Origin of the sequence: Rubellimicrobium sp. CFH 75288 (genome assembly GCF_009904055.1) — a bacterium.
Lineage (GTDB): Bacteria > Pseudomonadota > Alphaproteobacteria > Rhodobacterales > Rhodobacteraceae > Rubellimicrobium.
In genome coordinates, this window is the sequence record NZ_WYDP01000010.1 from 72,364 (window position 1) to 90,338 (window position 17,975).

Annotated in this window: 15 protein-coding genes; 8 read left to right on the forward strand and 7 right to left on the reverse strand. The window is 73.2% G+C overall.

Going from position 1 to position 17,975, the window contains the following annotated elements:
* Window positions 1-518: 518 nt before the first annotated feature.
* The 6 genes from dnaA to pncB all read left to right on the forward strand — a co-directional run bounded on the left by dnaA (window position 519) and on the right by pncB (window position 8,859).
* Window positions 519-1,982, forward strand: a complete 1,464-nt coding sequence (gene dnaA / locus GT358_RS10795; RefSeq protein WP_243730833.1) for a chromosomal replication initiator protein DnaA — start codon at window positions 519-521, stop codon at window positions 1,980-1,982.
* A 65-nt stretch (window positions 1,983-2,047) separates the two neighbouring features.
* Window positions 2,048-3,166 carry a DNA polymerase III subunit beta gene (dnaN, locus tag GT358_RS10800; RefSeq protein WP_166582626.1) on the forward strand — a complete coding sequence of 373 codons (1,119 nt, stop codon included), beginning with the start codon at window positions 2,048-2,050 and terminating at the stop codon, window positions 3,164-3,166.
* Entirely contained in the window at window positions 3,163-4,272 is a 1,110-nt protein-coding gene (gene recF, locus GT358_RS10805) for a DNA replication/repair protein RecF (protein ID WP_166582627.1), read from the forward strand. The genes dnaN and recF overlap by 4 nt, the downstream gene beginning before the upstream one ends.
* Before the next feature lie 180 nt (window positions 4,273-4,452).
* Entirely contained in the window at window positions 4,453-6,891 is a 2,439-nt protein-coding gene (gene gyrB / locus GT358_RS10810; protein ID WP_166582628.1) for a DNA topoisomerase (ATP-hydrolyzing) subunit B, read from the forward strand.
* Between the two features lie 71 nt (window positions 6,892-6,962).
* Entirely contained in the window at window positions 6,963-7,565 is a 603-nt protein-coding gene (pncA, locus tag GT358_RS10815; protein WP_166582629.1) for a bifunctional nicotinamidase/pyrazinamidase, read from the forward strand.
* 4 nt (window positions 7,566-7,569) lie between these two features.
* On the forward strand, window positions 7,570-8,859 hold the full coding sequence (gene pncB / locus GT358_RS10820; protein ID WP_166582630.1) for a nicotinate phosphoribosyltransferase: 1,290 nt from the start codon (window positions 7,570-7,572) through the stop codon (window positions 8,857-8,859).
* Window positions 8,860-8,866: 7 nt separating this feature from the next.
* Here pncB and GT358_RS10825 read toward each other — a convergent pair whose 3' ends face one another.
* Both GT358_RS10825 and arfB read right to left on the reverse strand, forming a co-directional pair.
* Complete coding sequence (locus GT358_RS10825) at window positions 8,867-9,232, reverse strand: septal ring lytic transglycosylase RlpA family protein (RefSeq protein ID WP_243730840.1); 366 nt, start codon at window positions 9,230-9,232, stop codon at window positions 8,867-8,869.
* A 281-nt stretch (window positions 9,233-9,513) separates the two neighbouring features.
* Window positions 9,514-9,951: an alternative ribosome rescue aminoacyl-tRNA hydrolase ArfB gene (gene arfB, locus GT358_RS10830; protein ID WP_166582632.1), complete on the reverse strand. Its 438-nt coding sequence runs from the start codon at window positions 9,949-9,951 to the stop codon at window positions 9,514-9,516.
* Window positions 9,952-10,002: 51 nt separating this feature from the next.
* On the opposite strand from arfB, the gene GT358_RS10835 reads away from it, so the two are divergent.
* A complete protein-coding gene (locus GT358_RS10835; RefSeq protein WP_166582551.1) occupies window positions 10,003-11,889 on the forward strand; it encodes a hypothetical protein in 1,887 nt (628 codons plus the stop codon).
* Window positions 11,890-12,145: 256 nt separating this feature from the next.
* On the opposite strand, the gene GT358_RS10840 is transcribed toward GT358_RS10835, so the two are convergent.
* The 5 genes from GT358_RS10840 to GT358_RS10860 form a co-directional block, all read right to left on the reverse strand.
* Entirely contained in the window at window positions 12,146-12,775 is a 630-nt protein-coding gene (locus GT358_RS10840; RefSeq protein WP_166582633.1) for a queuosine precursor transporter, read from the reverse strand.
* An 83-nt stretch (window positions 12,776-12,858) separates the two neighbouring features.
* Complete coding sequence (locus GT358_RS10845) at window positions 12,859-13,767, reverse strand: esterase-like activity of phytase family protein (protein WP_166582634.1); 909 nt, start codon at window positions 13,765-13,767, stop codon at window positions 12,859-12,861.
* 4 nt (window positions 13,768-13,771) lie between these two features.
* Window positions 13,772-14,707, reverse strand: coding sequence for a penicillin-insensitive murein endopeptidase (gene mepA / locus GT358_RS10850; protein ID WP_166582635.1), 936 nt, complete (start codon window positions 14,705-14,707; stop codon window positions 13,772-13,774).
* The gene (locus tag GT358_RS10855) at window positions 14,677-16,104 is read right to left on the reverse strand and encodes an MFS transporter (RefSeq protein ID WP_256371820.1); all 1,428 of its coding nucleotides are present in this window, start codon (window positions 16,102-16,104) and stop codon (window positions 14,677-14,679) included. Before GT358_RS10855 ends, mepA begins: the two co-directional genes overlap by 31 nt.
* A gap of 7 nt (window positions 16,105-16,111) precedes the next feature.
* On the reverse strand, window positions 16,112-16,717 hold the full coding sequence (locus GT358_RS10860; protein ID WP_166582636.1) for a glutathione S-transferase: 606 nt from the start codon (window positions 16,715-16,717) through the stop codon (window positions 16,112-16,114).
* A gap of 87 nt (window positions 16,718-16,804) precedes the next feature.
* Here GT358_RS10860 and GT358_RS10865 point away from each other — a divergent pair, with 87 nt between their 5' ends.
* Window positions 16,805-17,833 (forward strand): glycosyltransferase family 2 protein, encoded by a 1,029-nt coding sequence (locus GT358_RS10865; RefSeq protein WP_166582637.1) that lies wholly within the window; start codon window positions 16,805-16,807, stop codon window positions 17,831-17,833.
* The last annotated feature ends 142 nt before the right edge of the window (window positions 17,834-17,975 follow it).

Sequence of the window (17,975 nt, forward strand, 5' to 3'; positions counted from 1 at the left end):
TCCGCCCTGACGCCGCGCCATGTTCCGCGCAGCCGAAAAAAATTTCCTATCTGAGGGGTGATTGTCACACGGCTGTGACAGGACCCGCGAGAATCCGCCCGATCATCGGCGCCCTCTGGCAGCCCCGGCCGATTCGCCCACCCGCCGCGCGCGTCAAGCGCGATGTTCGGTTGCGAGCCGTGCGCCCTCTTGGCAGCTTGTCTCAAGCGATTCCGGTCGTTCCTGGGGGAATGGATCAGGATCGGCATGTCACGCCCCTGCGACGGCCGCTGCCACGGCCGGAGCGACAGTTTCGCGGCGCCGCCCTGCCAGGCGGTCTGCGAAGGGGGCAGGCTGTCCGGTCCTCCTGCGGACCACCGTGCGGCTTCGGCGGCACGGGGTCGGCCACGCCTTGCGCCATCCTTGGCGCAGGAGCGTCCTTTCGTCGTCCCCCGAGACCAGCCGGCGCTGCGAACTGGGGCATGGTCCGGTGCGGACCGGCGGGCCTGGGGCCCGTCCTGACGGAAAGGACAACGGCAATGGCCGACGGCGCAGGCATGGCAGGCATCGGTGCGGGCTTCGGCTCCGGCGCGTCACCCGCCCGCGGGGGGCCGACCGGCCGCCCGCCCGAAGGCGGCGACGCGGCGGCGGCCTGGGCCCGCGCCAGCGCCGTGCTGCGCGACCGGGTGGGGGCAGGCAGCTTCCGCAGCTGGATTGCGCCCCTGTCGCTCGAGGGCGTGGAGAACGGTGTGGCCGTCCTGCGGGCGCCCACGGCCTTTCTGGGCTCCTATGCGCTGCGGGCCTTCGGCGAGCACATCCTCGCCGCCCTCGCAGCCGCGGGCTGGCCCGCACAGAGGCTGGAGATGGCGCTGGCGGATCGCCCTGCCGCACCCCCCCGAGCCGCTGCCCCGGCGGCCGCGGACGCATCGCGGACCCTTCCGCCGCGCCCCGCCCCCGAGGAGGAGGGCACCCGTCTCGACCCCCGCCTGACCTTCGAGCGCTTCGCCGTCGGCGCGCCCAACGAGCTGGCCCACGCCGCCGCGCGCCGGCTGGCCGAGGGCCGCGCGGCGTTCAATCCGCTCTTCCTCCATGGCGGGGTGGGCCAGGGCAAGACCCACCTCCTCCAGGCCGTCGCCCAGGCCCTGCGCGCGCGAGAACCCGGGGCCCGCGTCCTCTACCTGTCGGCCGAACAGTTCATGGTCCGCTTCGTCAGCGCCCTGCGCGAGCGGCGCATGGTCGAGTTCAAGGCCTGGATCCGCAGCCTCGACATGCTGCTCGTGGACGACGTCCAGTTCCTCGCCGGCAAGGATTCGACCCAGGAGGAATTCTTCCACAGCTTCAACGCGCTCTTCGACCAGGGCCGGCGGATCGTCCTGTCGGCCGACCGCCCCCCGGCCGAGATCCCCCACCTCGAGGAGCGCGTGGCCTCGCGGCTCCAGGCCGGGCTGGTGGTCGGCATGGGTCCCGCCGACGAGGCGCTGCGCCTCGCGGTGCTGCGTCTCAAGCTGGCCCAAGCGCAGGAGGCCGATCCCCAGCTGCGCATCGCCGACGGCGTGCTCGAGTTCCTGGCCGCGCGCATCACCGCCAATCTCCGCGTGCTCGAAGGAGCGTTGACCCGGCTGATCGCGCAGGCCCAGCTCGTCCAGCGCGAGGTCACCCCCGACCTCGCGCGCGAAGGCCTCGCGGACCTTCTGCGCGCCGCCGAACGGCGGGTCTCGGTGGAGGAGATCCAGCGCCGCGTGGCCGAGCATTACGGCATCCGTCTGGCCGACCTGGTCGGCCCGCGCCGGCTGCGGCCGCTCGCCCGGCCCCGGCAGGTGGCGATGTATCTCGCCAAGACCCTGACCAGCCGCTCGCTGCCCGATATCGGACGCCGCTTCGGCGGGCGCGACCACACCACCGTGCTGCACGGGGTGCGCCGCATCGAGGCGCTGATCGCCGAGGACCAGACGCTGGCCGGAGACGTGGCCCAGCTGCGGCGCGCCATCGAGAGGCAGGGCTGAGCCCCCCTTGAGCAGGCTCCCAAAGCCTGTCAGGGTCGGCGTCCCGGAGCGGAGGGAGAACGGGGATGAAGGTCAGCATTGAGCGTGCGGCCCTGGCCAGGGCCGTGGCCCAGGCCCAATCGGTCGTGGAGCGGCGCAACACCATCCCCATCCTCGCCAACCTCCTGATCGAGACGGGCGAGGACGGCGTGAGCATCCGCGCGACCGACCTCGACATGGAGGTGGTGGACCGCGCGCCCGCCCGCGTGGACCAGCCCGGCGGCACCACCGTCCCGGCCGTCATGCTCAACGAGATCGTCCGCAAGCTGCCCGACGGTGCGCTCGTGACGCTGTCCACGGCAGGGCAGACGGGCCGGCTCACCGTCTCGGCCGGCCGCTCGACCTTCCAGCTGGCCACGCTGCCCGTCGAGGACTTCCCCCAGATGGCCTCGGCCGACTACGCCACGCGCTTCGAGGCGCCGGCGGGCCTGCTGCGCCGCCTGTTCGAGAAATCCAAGTTCGCCATCTCCACGGAGGAGACGCGCTACTACCTCAACGGCGTCTATCTGCACGTGGCCCAGGGGCAGGACGGCCCCGTCCTGCGCGCGGTCGCCACGGACGGCCACCGCCTCGCGCGGATCGACGCCCCCCTGCCCGTCGGCGCCGACGGGATGCCGGGCGTCATCGTGCCGCGCAAGACCGTGAACGAGCTGCGCAAGCTTCTGGACGACGACGAGGCCGTGATCCGCGTCTCGGTCTCCGACACCAAGATCCGGTTCGAGACTCCCCTAATCGCGCTGACCTCCAAGGTGATCGACGGCACCTTCCCCGATTATGCGCGCGTCATCCCCGCCGCCAATCCGCGGCGCATGGAAGTGGATGCCAGGGAGTTCGCCGCCGCCGTGGACCGCGTCGCGACCATCTCCTCCGAACGCTCCCGCGCGGTGAAGCTCGCGCTCGAGGAGGACCGCCTCCTTCTGACCGTGAACGCCCCCGACTCGGGCACCGCCGAGGAGGAGCTCGCCGTCGCCTATGGCGACGACCGGCTCGAGATCGGCTTCAATGCCCGCTACCTGCTCGAGATCGCCGGGCAGGTGGACCGCGACAACGCCGTGTTCCTGTTCAACTCCTCGGCCGATCCCACGGTGATGCGCGAGGGCGACGACCCCTCGGCGCTCTATGTCGTCATGCCGATGCGGGTGTGAGCGGCGCGCGCCTGTCCACGCTGGCCCTGTCGGACTTCCGCTCGCATGCCCGCGCGCGGCTCGAGCTGGGCCGGGGCACCGTCGCCATCTGGGGCGCCAACGGTGCGGGCAAGACCAACCTGCTCGAAGCCGTCTCCTTTCTCTCGCCCGGCCGCGGCCTGCGCGGCGCCACGGCGGCCGAGGTCGCCCGGCGCGGCGGCTCGGGCGGCTGGCGCATCGCCGCCCTCTTCCAGACGCCCGAGGCCGTGCGCGAGGTCGAGACCGGCGCCCTGCCGGGCGAGCCGCGCAGCGTGCGTCTGGACGGCAAGGCGGCGATCCAGACCGACCTTGCGCATCTGGTGCCGGTCCTGTGGGTCGTGCCCGCGATGGACCGGCTCTGGACTGAGGGGGCGGAGGGGCGGCGCCGCTTTCTCGACCGCGCCGCGATGAGCCTGATCCCGGATCACGCCGAGGCCGCGCTCGCCTACGACAAGGCCCTGCGCGAGCGCAACCGCCTGCTGCGCGAGGGTGCCCGGGACCCCCACTGGTACGCCGCGCTCGAGGCGCGCATGGCCTCTGCCGGCGCGCGTCTGGCCGAGAACCGCGCCACGACGCTGACGGCGCTGGCGGCCGCGCAGGACCGGGCGGAGACGGGCTTTCCGGCCGCCGATCTGGCCATCGTCTACCCGGAGGGGGCCGCACCCGACACCGAGGCCGCCCTGGCCGCCGCGCTCGAGGGCGGGCGCCGCGCCGACATGGCGGCGGGCCGCACCCTGACCGGGCCCCACCGGGCCGACCTGGAGGCGGTCTGGGCCGCCAAGGGGGTGCCGGCGCGCGACTGCTCGACCGGAGAACAGAAGGCGCTGCTCCTGTCGCTCGTGCTCGCCAATGCGCGCGCCCTGGCCGCCCGGGGGCGCCCGCCCCTGCTGCTGCTCGACGAGGTGGCCGCCCATCTGGACGCGCATCGCCGCGCCGCGCTCTATGCCGAACTGGACGCGCTGGGCCTTCAGGCCTTTCTGACCGGGACCGAGCCGGGCCTGTTCGCCGGACTGGGAGCGTCGGTCCAGTGCTGGGAGGCGACGGAGGCGGGGGGCGTCACCACGCTGGCCGAGACGGCCGCCCCCTGAGCCGCGCCCGCCCCCCTGGCCGGAGCGGGGCGGGGCGCGGATCCGGCCGCGCGCCCGTGCGGAACGGAGGCGCCGCGGTGGCAATCCGGTTCTCCGATCCCCATATGGAAAGGGTCCGAGGGGTGACATTCCCCCCTTACCTTTCTATAAGATCGCAGGCTTTCCGAAGGGTCTTCCCGCATGTCTCCGAAGTCCGCCGCCGCCGCGGCCTATGGCGCCGAATCCATCAAGGTCCTCAAGGGCCTCGACGCGGTGCGCAAGCGGCCTGGCATGTATATTGGCGACACGGAGGACGGCTCGGGCCTGCACCACATGGTCTACGAGGTGGTGGACAACGGCATCGACGAGGTGCTCGCGGGGCATGCGACCGAGGTGGTCGTCACGATCCACCCCGATTCCTCCGTCTCGGTGCGCGACAACGGCCGCGGCATCCCCGTGGACATCCATCCCGGCGAAGGCGTCTCGGCGGCCGAGGTCATCATGACCCAGCTCCATGCCGGGGGCAAGTTCGACAACAACTCCTACAAGGTCTCGGGCGGCCTGCACGGGGTGGGCGTGTCGGTCGTCAACGCCCTGTCGGACTGGCTCGAGCTGCGCATCTGGCGGGGCGGGCGCGAGCATTTCGCCCGCTTCGAGAACGGCAACACGGTCGAGCCGCTGCGCGTCGTCGGAGAGGCCGAGGAGGGCCAGACCGGCACGGAGGTGCGCTTTCTCGCCTCGGCCAAGACCAACCGGCCCGACGGGACCTTCTCCAACCTCGACTATTCCTTCAGGACGCTCGAGACGCGGCTGCGCGAGCTGGCCTTTCTGAACTCGGGCGTGCGCATCACGCTCCGGGACCTGCGCCCGGCCGAGCCGCTCCACGTCACGCTCCACTACGAGGGCGGCGTCAAGGAATTCGTCCGGTATCTCGACCGCTCCAAGTCGAGCCCCCTGCCCGAACCCATCCACATCGTGGGCGAGCGCGGCGGGATCGGGGTCGAGGTCGCGATGTGGTGGAACGACAGCTACCACGAGACGGTGCTGCCCTTCACCAACAACATTCCCCAGCGCGACGGCGGCACGCACCTGCAGGGGTTCCGGTTCGCCCTGACGCGCACGCTGACCGCCTATGCCGCCTCGTCGGGCCTGGCAAAGCGGGAAAAGGTCGAGTTCTCGGGCGAGGATGCGCGCGAGGGGCTCACCTGCGTGCTCTCGGTCAAGGTGCCCGACCCCAAGTTCAGCAGCCAGACCAAGGACAAGCTCGTCTCCTCGGAGGTGCGCCCCGCGGTGGACAGCCTCGTCTCCGAGCGGCTGGCCGAATGGCTGGAGGAGAACCCCGCCCATGCCCGCGCCATCGTGGGCAAGATCGTGGAGGCCGCTCTGGCGCGCGAGGCCGCGCGCAAGGCGCGCGAACTGACGCGCCGCAAGTCCGCGCTCGACGTCAACTACCTGGCGGGCAAGCTCAAGGACTGTTCGGAACGGGACCCGTCCAAGACCGAGCTGTTTCTCGTGGAAGGCGACAGCGCCGGGGGCAGCGCCCAGACCGGGCGCGACCGCCGCATCCAGGCGGTGCTGCCGCTCCGCGGCAAGATCCTCAATGTCGAGCGCGCCCGCTTCGACCGGATGCTGTCCAGCCAGGAGATCGGCAACCTCGTCATGGCCCTGGGCACCGGGATCGGGCGGGACGAGTTCGACATCGGCAAGCTGCGCTACGGCAAGGTCGTCATCATGACCGATGCCGACGTGGACGGCGCGCATATCCGCACGCTGCTTCTGACCTTCTTCTTCCGCCAGATGCCCGAACTGATCGAGAAGGGGCACCTCTTCATCGCCCAGCCGCCCCTCTACAAGGTCACCCGCGGCAAGTCCGAGGTCTATCTCAAGGACCAGGCCGCGCTCGACGACTACCTCATCGCGCAGGGCGTGGAAGGCGCGGTCCTGCGGCTCGGTTCGGGCGCGGAGATCGCGGGCGCGGACCTCGTGCGCGTGGTCGATGAGGCGCGCGCCGTCAGACGCTCGCTCGAGGCCTACCCGCCGCACCATCCGCGCCACATCCTCGAACAGGCCGCCATCGCCGGAGCCTTCCGCGCAGGCGCCGTGGACGCCGACCTCCAGGGCGTGGCCGACACGGTGGCCCGCCGGCTCGACCTCATCGCGCCGGAATACGAGCGCGGCTGGCAGGGCCGGGTGACGCAGGACCACGGCATCCGCCTCGGCCGCACCCTGCGCGGCGTGGAGGAGGTGCGCACGCTCGACGGCGCGCTCCTGCGCTCGGGCGAGAGCCGCCGCCTCGGCACCCACAGCGATGCGCTCGCCGAAACCTACGGCGATCCCGCCACGCTCCTGCGCAAGGATCGCGTCCAGCCGATCATGGGCCCCTTGGACCTCCTGCGCGCCATCCTGGCCGAGGGCGAGAAGGGCCTGTCGCTCCAGCGCTACAAGGGTCTGGGCGAGATGAACCCCGAGCAGCTGTGGGAGACGACGCTCGACCCCGAGGCGCGCACGCTGCTGCAGGTGCGGGTGGACGACGTGGCCGAGGCCGAGGACATCTTCTCGCGCCTGATGGGGGACGCGGTCGAGCCGCGGCGCGAGTTCATCCAGGACAATGCCCTCCAGGTCGCCAATCTGGACGCCTGACGCGGCGCTGGACAGCGCCCCCTGCGCCGCCTAAGCCTCCGCCCCGCGAGAGGACGCGGGGAGGACGCGCCATGAGACCGGCCAGCGAGGCTCTGCTCGTCGTGGACGTGCAGAACGACTTCTGCCCCGGAGGGGCCCTGGCGGTGGCGGACGGAGACGCCATCGTGCCGGGCATCAACGCCCTGATGGAGGAGTTCCAGGTCGTCGTCCTGACCCAGGACTGGCACCCGCCGGCCCACCTGTCCTTTGCCTCGTCCCATCCGGGCCGGTCGCCCTTCGACGTCATCACGGCGGATTACGGCCCCCAGGTGCTCTGGCCCGATCATTGCGTGCAGAACACGGCCGGCGCCGCCTTTCACCCCGCCCTGCGCACCGACGGTCAGGCCATCATCCGCAAGGGCTTCCGCCGCGAGGTGGACAGCTATTCGGCCTTCTTCGAGAACGATCACGAGACGCCCACCGGTCTCGAGGGCTATCTGCGCACGCGCGGGGTGGAGGCGGTCACCCTCGTGGGGCTCGCCACGGATTACTGCGTGAGCTATTCCGCGCTCGACGCCGCGCGGCTCGGCTTTGCCGTCACCGTCATCGAACGGCTCACCCGCGCGATCGACCTCGGCGGCAGCCTCGCCGCGGCGCGCAAGGGCTGGCAGCATGCCGGCGTGCAGGTGGCCTGATCCCATGATCGACATCGCCACGCGGGTCTGGAACCATACCTGGAAGATCGACCCCATCGTGCGGTCGCTGCTCGACACCGACTTCTACAAGCTCCTGATGTGCCAGTCGGTCCTGCGCAACCGCCCCGACGTGCGCGTGACCTTCGAGCTCATCAACCGCTCGCCCGACATCCGCCTCGCCGAGCTGATCGACGAGGGCGAGCTGCGCGAGCAGCTCGACCATGTGCGCACGCTGCGGCTGACGCGGGGCGAATCCACCTGGCTGCGCGGCAACACCTTCTACGGCAAGCGCCAGATGTTCCGACCGGACTTCATGGAATGGTTCGAGGCGCTGCGCCTGCCGCCCTACCACCTCGAGCGGCGGGGGGGGCAGTTCCGCCTCAGCTTCGAGGGACCCTGGCCCGAGGTCATGCTGTGGGAGATCCCTGCCCTCGCCATCATCATGGAGCTGCGCTCGCGCGCGGTGCTCAAGGGGATGGGGCGGTTCGAGCTGCAGGTGCTCTATGCCCGCGCCATGACGCGCGTCTGGGAAAAGGGCGAGCGGCTGCGCCGCATCCCCGGCCTGCGGCTGGCCGATTTCGGCACGCGCCGCCGCCACGGCTTCCTGTGGCAGGACTGGTGCGTGCAGGCCATGATCGAGGCGCTGGGCGAGAAGTTCATCGGCACGTCCAACTGCCTGATCGCCAAGCGCCGCGACCTCGAGGCCATCGGCACCAACGCGCACGAGCTGCCCATGGTCTATGCCGCGCTGGCCGACACCGACGAGGACCTGCGCGAGGCCCCCTACCGGGTGCTCGCCGACTGGCAGGAGGAGCACGACGGCAACCTCCTCGTGATCCTGCCCGACACCTACGGCACGCGCCCCTTTCTCGAGCGCGCACCCGCCTGGCTGGCCAAGTGGACCGGTATCCGCGTCGATTCGGGCGACCCGGTGGAGAACACCGAACTCGCCATCCGCTGGTGGGAATCCCACGGCGAGGACCCCCGGCGCAAGCTCATCGTCTTCTCCGACGGGCTGGACGTGCCCGAGATCGAGGCGCTGCACGCCCGCTTCGCCGACCACGTCCGGCTGACCTATGGCTGGGGCACGCTGCTGACCAACGACTTCGCGGGGCTGGCCGGCGACGCGCTCGCCCCCTTCAGCCTCGTGTGCAAGGCCGTCGCCGCCAACGGGCGGCCCACGGTCAAGCTGTCGGACAACCCCGAAAAGGCCATGGGACCGCCCGGCGAGGTCGAGCGCTACAAGCGCATCTTCGGCCTGGGCGAACAGGCCCGTCGCGCCGTCCGCGTCTGACGCGGCGTCAGGCCCGGCCCAGCACCTCGATCCGCACGGGCGCCACCCCGGAGCGGAGCATCCCGATCTCCCCGGCGGCCTCGCGCGACAGGTCGATGATCCGGCCGCGCACATGCGGCCCGCGATCGTTGATCCGCACGACGACCGAGGCGCCGGTGCGCTCGTTGGTCACCCGCACCCGGGTGCCGAACGGCAGGGTCGGATGGGCGGCGGTCAGGGCGTGCATGTTGAACGCCTCGCCGCTGGCCGTGGTGCGGCCGTGAAAGCCGGGACCGTACCAGGACGCCTGCCCGGACAGGGCCTGGGCCGAGACGGCAGGCGCCGTCGCCGCCACCGCAGCCAGGGCAAGACAACCGATCATCATGGAACGCATCGTGGTCACGGGCGTTTCCCTTCCTTGGGCTCGTTCATGGCGCGGTGCCATGCGGGCCGCCCCTCGACCGCGCAAGCACGGCTGTGGCGATTCGGCCGCAATCGGCAGGAATCGTCCCTTCGCACCGCTTTTCGGCTTGCGCCATCGGCGGAAAGTCACCGGCGGGGCGCGTCCCGGCCGCGTGACGCATGGTCACGGCTCCTGCGGCTCCTAGCTTCCTTGCTCCTGCAGGCGGGGAGGGGACGCCGGGTCGGCCCGATTCGGGATGCCCAGGACGGGTCCTAGACCGGCTCCTCGGCGTCCGGACGCGATCGGGCCGCCTTGATCGCACCCCGATGCGCCTTGGCCTCGAGGCGCCGCCGGACGCTGCCAGGGGTCGGGCGGGTCGCGATCCGTCGGCGAGGCGGCACGAGGGCGGCCCGGATCAGCGCGACCAGACGCTCCCGCGCCAGCGCGCGGTTGCGGGCCTGGCTGCGCGTGTCCTCGGCCCGGATCAGCACGGCGCCCGAGCCCTCCTCGCCCACCCAGCGCCGCCCGGCAAGGCGCCGCAGACGCGCCTTGACCCCCGGATCGAGCGAAGGCGAGCGTTCGGCCTCGAAGCGCAGCTCCACCGCCGTGGACAGCTTGTTGACGTTCTGTCCCCCCGGGCCTTGCGCCCGCACGAAGGTTTCGGTGATCTCCCACTCCGCGATGGCCACCTCGTCGCTGATCCGCAGCATCGCTCCTCCCCGGAATTGACTCGCCGGGCCGCGGGGGGTGGACTGCGCCCCATGCTGGCCTCGTCCCTCCGATATAGCCTGCGCGCCGCCGCGATCCTCGCCGCGATGGGTGCCGTGGCGGCGGCCGGGGCGGCCCCGTCGCTCGGCCTCGCCCTGGTGCTGATCCCCGCGGCCGGCTGGCCGGTCTGGCTGGCGCTCGCCCAGCGCGCGGCGATCCGGCGCATCCTCGCACGGGCCATGCTCGCGCGCGCCGTCTGGTGGGCCCCGCTTCTGGGCGGCGCGCTCGGGGCGCAGATCGCCGCCGTGCCGGTCGCCTGTCTGGCGGCCATCGCGGCCGGCTGGTGGATCGTCGCCGCGGGCCCCGCGGCTCTGGCAGGGTTCGCCGGCCTTGCGGCAGGCGTGTTCGCGGCCGCCCGCTGGACGGCCGGGCGGGCCGGTGCGATCCGCCCCTTCGCCCGGCTCGGCGTGGTGCTGCGATGGGCACCGACGCTGGCCGCCCTCGCCGCCACCGCCCTCTGGGTCGCCCTGACGGGGCTGGCGGCGCCAGCGGAGGGCAGCCTTGCGGCCCTGGTCGCGGCCGAGCCGCGCTACAGGGGCGGCTCGGCGCTCCTGGCCTGGGGGATGGACCTCGTCGGACTCCTCAACGGCACGCGGGCCTGGCTCCAGGCCGAGGCAGAGGGACGGGGCGCGGGACCGCTTGTCGCGCTCTGGCGGCTCGCGGGCGCGTTCGGGCAGTTCTGGCTGCTGGCGCTCATCTTCGCAGGCTGCCTGCCCGGCAGGGGAGAGACGCGGCGCATCCTGCGGCCTTCGGACGCCGACGCGCCGCCGCCGCCCGGTCCGGGGCGCGTCGCCCTGTCGGCCCTTCTCCTGACGATCCTCGCCCTCGTCCTCGTGGGCGCCCTCGCCCGGGCCGAGGCCTGGGCCCTGGCGCGCCAGCGCCCCGCCGTCGAGGCCCAGATCGCGGGCCTCGCCCCTCTCGTCCTCGGGGGGTCGGCCCCGACCCTGCCCGACCGCGAGGGCCGGCCACGGATGATCGCGCCCGCCCTGCCCGACCCCAGCGCGCTCCGGGCGGCGATCGAGGCCGAGCGGGTCGGCGCGCTGACCTGCGCCCCCGGCACCATCGCGGCGCTCGAGCGGATCGACCGCGACTGGGCGGAGGCGCTTGCGCAGCGCCGCGCCGCCGCCCGGGCGGCCACGATGGAGAGCTTCGACAGCCTGCGCGCGCGCGTGCCCGTCTTTCTGGACCGCTATTACAGCCTGTCGGCCGAATATCTGCGCACGCTCAACCTCCTGGCGGGGCGGGCCGAGGATTTCCTGGCCGGCGAGATCGACGCGGCGCTTGGCACCGCCTCCGCCACTGCGCCGCTCGCGGCCGCGCTCGAGGCGCTCGCGCAGGACCCGCCGTCGGACCTGATCGCCGCGCGCGACCGCCTGCTCGCGGGCTGCTCGGACCTGCCCTCCGATCTCGCGCGGCCGGTCGTCACCGCCGCGGCTCCGGCCGCCCTGCTGACGCTGCCGGCCGATCTGGCCCGCACGACGCTGCAGGACCGCCTCGCGGCCGCCGGCGCGGCGGGGGTGGCGGGCGGGGTGGCCGGGGCCGTGGTCGGGTCGCTTCTCGCCAAGATCCTTGCCAAGGAGGCGGTGGGTCTGGCCGCCGAGGCCCTGGCCAAGCTGGCGGCGGGCAAGCTCGCAGGCAGCTTCGGGGGCGCCGCGGCCGGCGCCGGGGCGGGCGCCCTCGCGGGCAGCGTCGTGCCGCTCGTGGGAACCGCAGCCGGAGCGGTCGTCGGCGGCCTCGTTGGCGGCCTCGCGATCGGTGTGGCGACGGACTGGATGCTCCTGCGGCTGGAGGAGGCCGTCTCGCGCGAGGCGCTGGGGACGGCGATCCTGTCGGCCCTCGACGAGTCGGAAGCCGAGATCCTGCGCGCCATTGGCGGGTAAGGGCGCAGCAAAAGGGCCGCCCCCGGTGAGGACGGCCCCCGAAAGTTCAGGAGGTGGGGCCGGTTAGACCCGAAGGGTCCACCCGGACGGTCCCCGGGCCGAGGGCTGCCTCAGCCGCGGACCCTCCGTGCTGTCCCGACACCTCGCTCCAGGATCTTTCTCGACACTGGATCACCTCCTTTCTGTGGGTTGCACCTGACCCCAAAGATGGGGGGTGCAGAGAGGTTGTCAAAGAAAATCTTGTGTGAGGGTCGCGTCAGGTGCCCGCCTGCGTCCAGCGCCGCAAAGCCAGGCGATAGGGCCCCAGGGCGACCAGCGCCAGGGCGACCTTGACCCCGAAATCCGCGAGCGCGAGCGAGACCCAGAGGGGGGCTGGCGGCCCCAGCGCCAGAAGCGGTGCGGGCTCGGACGCCCAGGCCACGACCGCGTTCGCGCCCGGCGGGAACAGGCCCCCCGCCGCGGCCGAAAAGGCGATGGCGAAGAACAGCGCCGTGTCGAGCGCCGAGGCCGCCAGCGACGAGACGAGCGGCGCGCGCCACCAGACCCCTCCGCGCAAGGCCGCAAACAGCGCCACGTCCAGCCCCTGCGCGAGCAGGAACGCCGTCCCCGAGGCCACCGCGATCCGCAAGGGCACGAGGGGCGCGTCCCCCACCATCACCTGCGATCCCGCGAGCGAGAAGGCCACCCCCGCCGCGAAGCCGCCCAGCACCACCCGGCGCGCCGCCCGCGGCCCGTGCAGACGGTTGGCGAGATCGGTGGCCAGAAAGGCGAAGGGATAGGTGAAGGCCCCCCAGGTCAGAAGGCCGCCCGGCAGCACGAACTGCACGAGCACGTTGGAGGCCAGGACGATCCCGGCCATGGCGGCGACAAGGGCGGAGACGGGCATGAAACGGGTCCGTTTTGACAAGGGGCGGCACTTGGCCCCCGGAAGGCGGGGGCGCCGCTCCCTAGGGCCGCGCCGCGCGCGCGTCAATCGGGCAGGCGGTAGTCCACGAACTCCGTGCGCTGGAAGAAGCGCTGGTTGTCGTCCGAGATCATCGTCGCGCGCAGGCCCCCGCCCCAGCGGCCCTCGCGATCCTCCCAGACGGCGATCCCCTCGAGGTTGTCGTGGGTGCCCGTGTCCGTGGTCAGCAGCACCTCCTCGGCCGACCCGTCGAGGTGCACGCGGCGGATGCGCGAGGCGAATCCCCAGCCCGCGAAGCGCCGCTCGAGCAGCACGAGCCGCCCGTCCGGCCCGATATCGGCGCCCACCATGGCAAAGCCGTCGCGCACCGGCAGGCGGAAGATCTCGGCCCATTCGGTCCCGTCCCAGCGCCAGACGGGAAAGGCCCGCTCGCGCGAGAAGGGCCGCTCGGGCAGGGTATAGAGGCGCCCCTCGTCGTCGATCGCCAGCGCCTCGAGCGAGGCGTTCGAGCCCAGCCGCTCCCAGTCGGGATGGCGCGGCAGAAGCTCGGGCGGCTCGCCGGGGTGGCGGCCCTCGCGGCGGACGCGCGCATTGCCCTCGAAGCTGATCCAAGTCGTGCCGTCGGGGGCGACCGCGATCCCCTCGCTGTCCGCGCGCAGGCCGCGCAGGGGTTCGCCATGGATGTCGAGCAGCGGCTCGGGCCCGCCCGCCTCCACCGCCGCCACCGCGCCCAGCGCGTCGCGCTCCAGCCGCCCGCGCACCAGAAAGGCCCGGTCGCTCAGCGCGGTGAAGCTCAGCCCGTCCGCCGACAGGTCGAGCGCCGAGAAGCCGCCGAAGCCGCGCCAGGTCTCCGTCCAGGTGTAGCGGCCCAGGAACTCGGCCCCGCCGGTCGAGCCCTGCGCGCGGAACGGCCCGCCGAGCGCGAGCGCGCCCGCTCCGGCCCCGAGGGCCGCCAGAAGGGTCCGCCGCCGCAAGGGCTCAGTCCGCCTCGAGCACCGCGCGGCACAGGCCGGGCAGCTCCGCCATGGTCAGGTCGCGCCGGGGCGAGGGGGCGGGCGCGTTCGGGTCTGGCGGCGGGGGGTTGAGGATGTTCTGCTGCCATTGCCGTGCCTCGGCGCAGCCGTCCCCGGCCGGGATCGGGTCCTGCGCGGTGCAGTCCCGCGCGCCGGCCGGACAGCGCAGACGGACGTGGAAATGGGTGTTGTGCCCCCAATAGGGCCGCACCTTGGCCAGCCAGGACCGGTCGCCCGTGGCGCTGTCGCACATCGCCACCTTGGCTCCGGCGAAGATGAAGATGCGGTCCACACGCGGATCGGACGCGGCCGCGCGGATCAGCGCCTCGTGCGCCGGCGTCCAGCTTGCATTGACATAGGCCCCCTCGGCGCGCTGCATGTCGGTCGAGGAGAGGCTTTCGCGCTCGGCCACCGTCAGGTCGAGCCGATCCGCCCGCCTGAGCCAGATGTCCACGTCGAGCCCCGTCTGGTGGCTCGCATGGCCCGAGGTCATCGGCCCGCCGCGCGGCTGGGCGATGTCGCCCACATAGAGGCCCTGCCAGCCGGGCAGCGTGGCGGCAAAGCGGCTCAGGTCCTGGACAAAGGCGATGGTCTCGGGCTGGCCCCAGTTGCGGTTGCGGCTCAGGCGCATCGCCTGCCAGGTGGGGCCCGTCTCGGGCAGCTGCACGCCGCCGGCCATGCAGCCGCGCGAATAGAAGCCGATCGGCGCGTGCGGCAGCGAGGAGGCGCGTGCATGGGCCCCGAACAGCTCCTTGGCCACGCGCCGGTCGGAGGGATCGCCCGCCGCGACGGGCTGCGCCGCCTGCGCCATCACCGCCCCGCGCGAGGTCACCGCCGCGGGCGAGGCCGCGCAGGCCGCGAGAGCAAGCGTCAGGAGAAGGGCGAGGCGGCGGCGGGGCATGGGGCGCGGTCTCCGTCTGGCTTCACGAAGCGTAGCAGCCACAGACCGCCGAGGAAAAGGACGATCACCGGCACGAGGCCGGATTGTGCCGATCCCGTGACCGCCGTGGCCCCCGCGACCAGCAGCGGCGCCAGGAACGCGGTCGCCCGCCCGGTCAGAGCGAACAGCCCGAAGGCGCGGCCCGCCTCGGCCTCGCGGCTGTGGCGGACCATCATCGTGCGCGAGGCGGCATAGAGCGCGCCGCCCGCCCCCCCGATCAGCGCGCCGCAGACGAAGAACACCGCATCCGGCAGCCGGGAGCCGGGCGGAAGCGGCAGGCCGAAGGCGGCCTCGCGCCCCATCCCCACAAGGACCAGGCAGACCAGGATCAGCGCCCAGCAGGCCGCGGTCAGCACCGGCTTGGGCCCCCAGCGGCGGTCCGCCAGCCCGCCCGCCCAGGTGATCGCCGCCGCCGCCACGGCCGCGACCAGGCCGAAGATGCCGATCAGGATCACGTCCCAGCCCAGCACCACCGTCGCATAGACCCCCCCGAAGCTGTAGAGCGCGCCCAGCCCGTCGCGGTAGAGCATGGAGCCCAGCAGGAACCAGCGCAGCGACCGTCTCTCCCAGGCGTCGCGGACGGTCCGGCCCAGGTCGCGCAGCACGCTCCGCGGGCGCAGGTCGCGCCTCGCCTCGGGGGGCGGGTCGCGCACCCACAGCACGAAGGGGATCAGCGCGACGACAAACCAGATCGCGATGAACGGGCCCACCGCGCGCGTCCCCTCGCGCAGGGCGCCGTCCAGCAGGCCGAAGGCCGGCTCGAGGCCCAGAAGCGTCCGGCCCCCCTCGCCCTCGGCCAGAAAGAGCAGCACCGCCACGAGCGAGACGACGCCGCCCCAGTAGCCCAGCGCCGCCCCCGAACCCGAGACGCGCCCGATCTCCGAACGGGGGGCGAGCGAGGGGAGCTGCGCGTTGTTGACGTTGAGCGCGGATTCGCCCGCCACGAACCCCACCCAGAACAGCGCCAGCACCGGCAGGAGGTTGGTCCCGTCGGGCAGCAGGAACCACAGGCTCCAGGCGCACAGCACGTAAGGCACCGACAGCGCCAGGATCCACGGCATCCGCCGCCCCGACGCATCCGCCCAGGCGCCCAGGAACGGCGCGCTGAGCGCGATCGCCGTGCCCGCGATCCCCTGGGCGAGGCCCCACAGGCTCTGGGCGCGCGCGCCCGCCTCGGCCGGGTCCGCCCCCTCGGCCTGGAACAGCCCCGAGGCCACGGCCGCGAAATAGGGCCCGAAGACGAAGGTCAGCCCCAGGGTCGCATAGGGCTGCTGGGCCAGGTCGAAGAACATCCAGCCCCAGATGCGCCGCCGCGCCGCCGCGCCGTCCCCGGCGATCCGGCCCGGCGCGAAGGCCAAGACGCCCTCAGCCCTGCGGCCGGGTGGCCGACAGGCTGGGCCGCGCGGACAGGCGCGCCTCCCAAGCGGCAAGCGCGGGGCGCCCCTCGCGCCAGCCCCGCTCGCCGTGGCGGAAGTCGAGATAGCCCAGCGCCACCGCCAGGGCGACCTGCCCCATGTCGAGAGGCCCGGCGAGGTGGCTCGTCCAGCGCGACTCGATCGCGTCGAGCGTGCGCGCCACCTTGGCCCATTGCGCCTCGATCCAGGCGGCAAAGCGCGCCTCCGCCGGACGCAGTCGGACCTCGTAGCTCATCAGGAGCGCCGAATCGATGACCCCCTCGGCCAGCGCCTCGAGCGCCAGCACCTCCCACAGCCGCCGCTCGGGGTAGAGGCCCGCGCCCCAGCGCGCATCGAGAAAGCGGCAGATCACGCGGCTGTCCACCAGGGCCGGCCCGTCGGGGCGCACCAGAACGGGGATGCGCCCCAAGGGGTTGCGCGCGGCCAGCACGGGATCGGTTTCGAGCGCGGTGGTCGTGACCGCGACCTCCTCCAGCTCGGCCTCGCGGCCGGCCTCGCGCACCAGGACGCGGACCTTGCGGGCATAGGGCGAGAGGGGCGACATCAGAAGCTGCATGGCGCCGACCCTAGGGCGCGGCCACAGGCCCGTCCAGCCGCCTTCGGACCCCTTGCGCCCGCCGCGCGGCTGCGGAGAGTGCCTGCCGTGCGCGCCCTTGCGATCCCGCCGCCGCCGCCACCCACGCTGCGCCGCCGCCTGCGGCTCGGCTGGAAGCGGCTGCGGCTGCTCGCCCGCGCGCGCCGCGCCGGGGCCGCGCTCGAGCCCGTGGCCGACCGGACGGGCGGCATCCGCCCGGGCGCGCGCCTTGCGGTCGCCGTGCTGCGAGACGAGGCCTTGCGCCTCGGCCACTGGCTCGAGCATCACCGCCGGCTCGGGGTGGACCATTTCCTGATCGTGGACAATGCCAGCACCGACGGCACGGCCGAGCGGCTGGCCGCCGAGCCCGACATCTCGCTCTGGCGCGCCGGGGGCAGCTATCGCGCCTCGCGCTTCGGGATGGACTGGGCCAACGCGCTGCTCGGGCGCTGGGGGCCAGGGCACTGGTGCCTCACGCTCGACGCCGACGAGCTTCTGGTCTTTCCCTTCTGGGAGGAGCGGGGCCTGTCCGGCCTCGTGGCGCGGCTCGAGGCGACGGGGCGCCCTGCCCTGCCCTGCCTGATGGTGGAACTCTATCCCGACGCCCCGCTTGCCGGGGCCGCCTGCGGCCCGGACCCGCTGGCCGCCCTGCCGCTGTTCGATCCCGGGGGCTTTTGGACCGAGCGCCAGCGCACCCATGGCTGCGTGCTCGTGCGCGGGGGGCCGCGCGGGCGGGTCCTGTTTGCCGATCGCCCCGGCCTTGCGCCCGTGATGAGCAAGACGCCGCTCGTGCGCTGGCAGCGGGGCTGGGTCTATGTGAACTCGACGCATTTCCTGCTCCCGGCCGCTCCGAACCTGGTCTGGGAGGATGGGGGCCTGTCGGGGGCGCTGCTGCACACCAAGCTGCTGCCGGACCTGCTGCCCCGTTCGGCGGCCGAGCGGCTGCGGGCGGAGCATTTCACCGACCCCCGCGCCCACGAGCCTTATTACGACCGCATCGCCCTGGGGCCAGACTTCCGGCATCCCGGCTCGGCCCGCTTCGAGGGCTGGCGCCAGCTCGAGGCGCTGGGCCTGCTGGAGCGCGGCGGCTGGACCTGAGCGGCGGCGCGCGCGTGACGGGGCCGCAACGACCCGCGGGCTGCGCGAAAAATTGCACCCCGCCGGCAACTTTTCGTCAACCTCTCTGATATAGGCTCCCGCGAAGCAGGTGACGAGGAGGGGGTTCCGTGCGGTGGTGGCA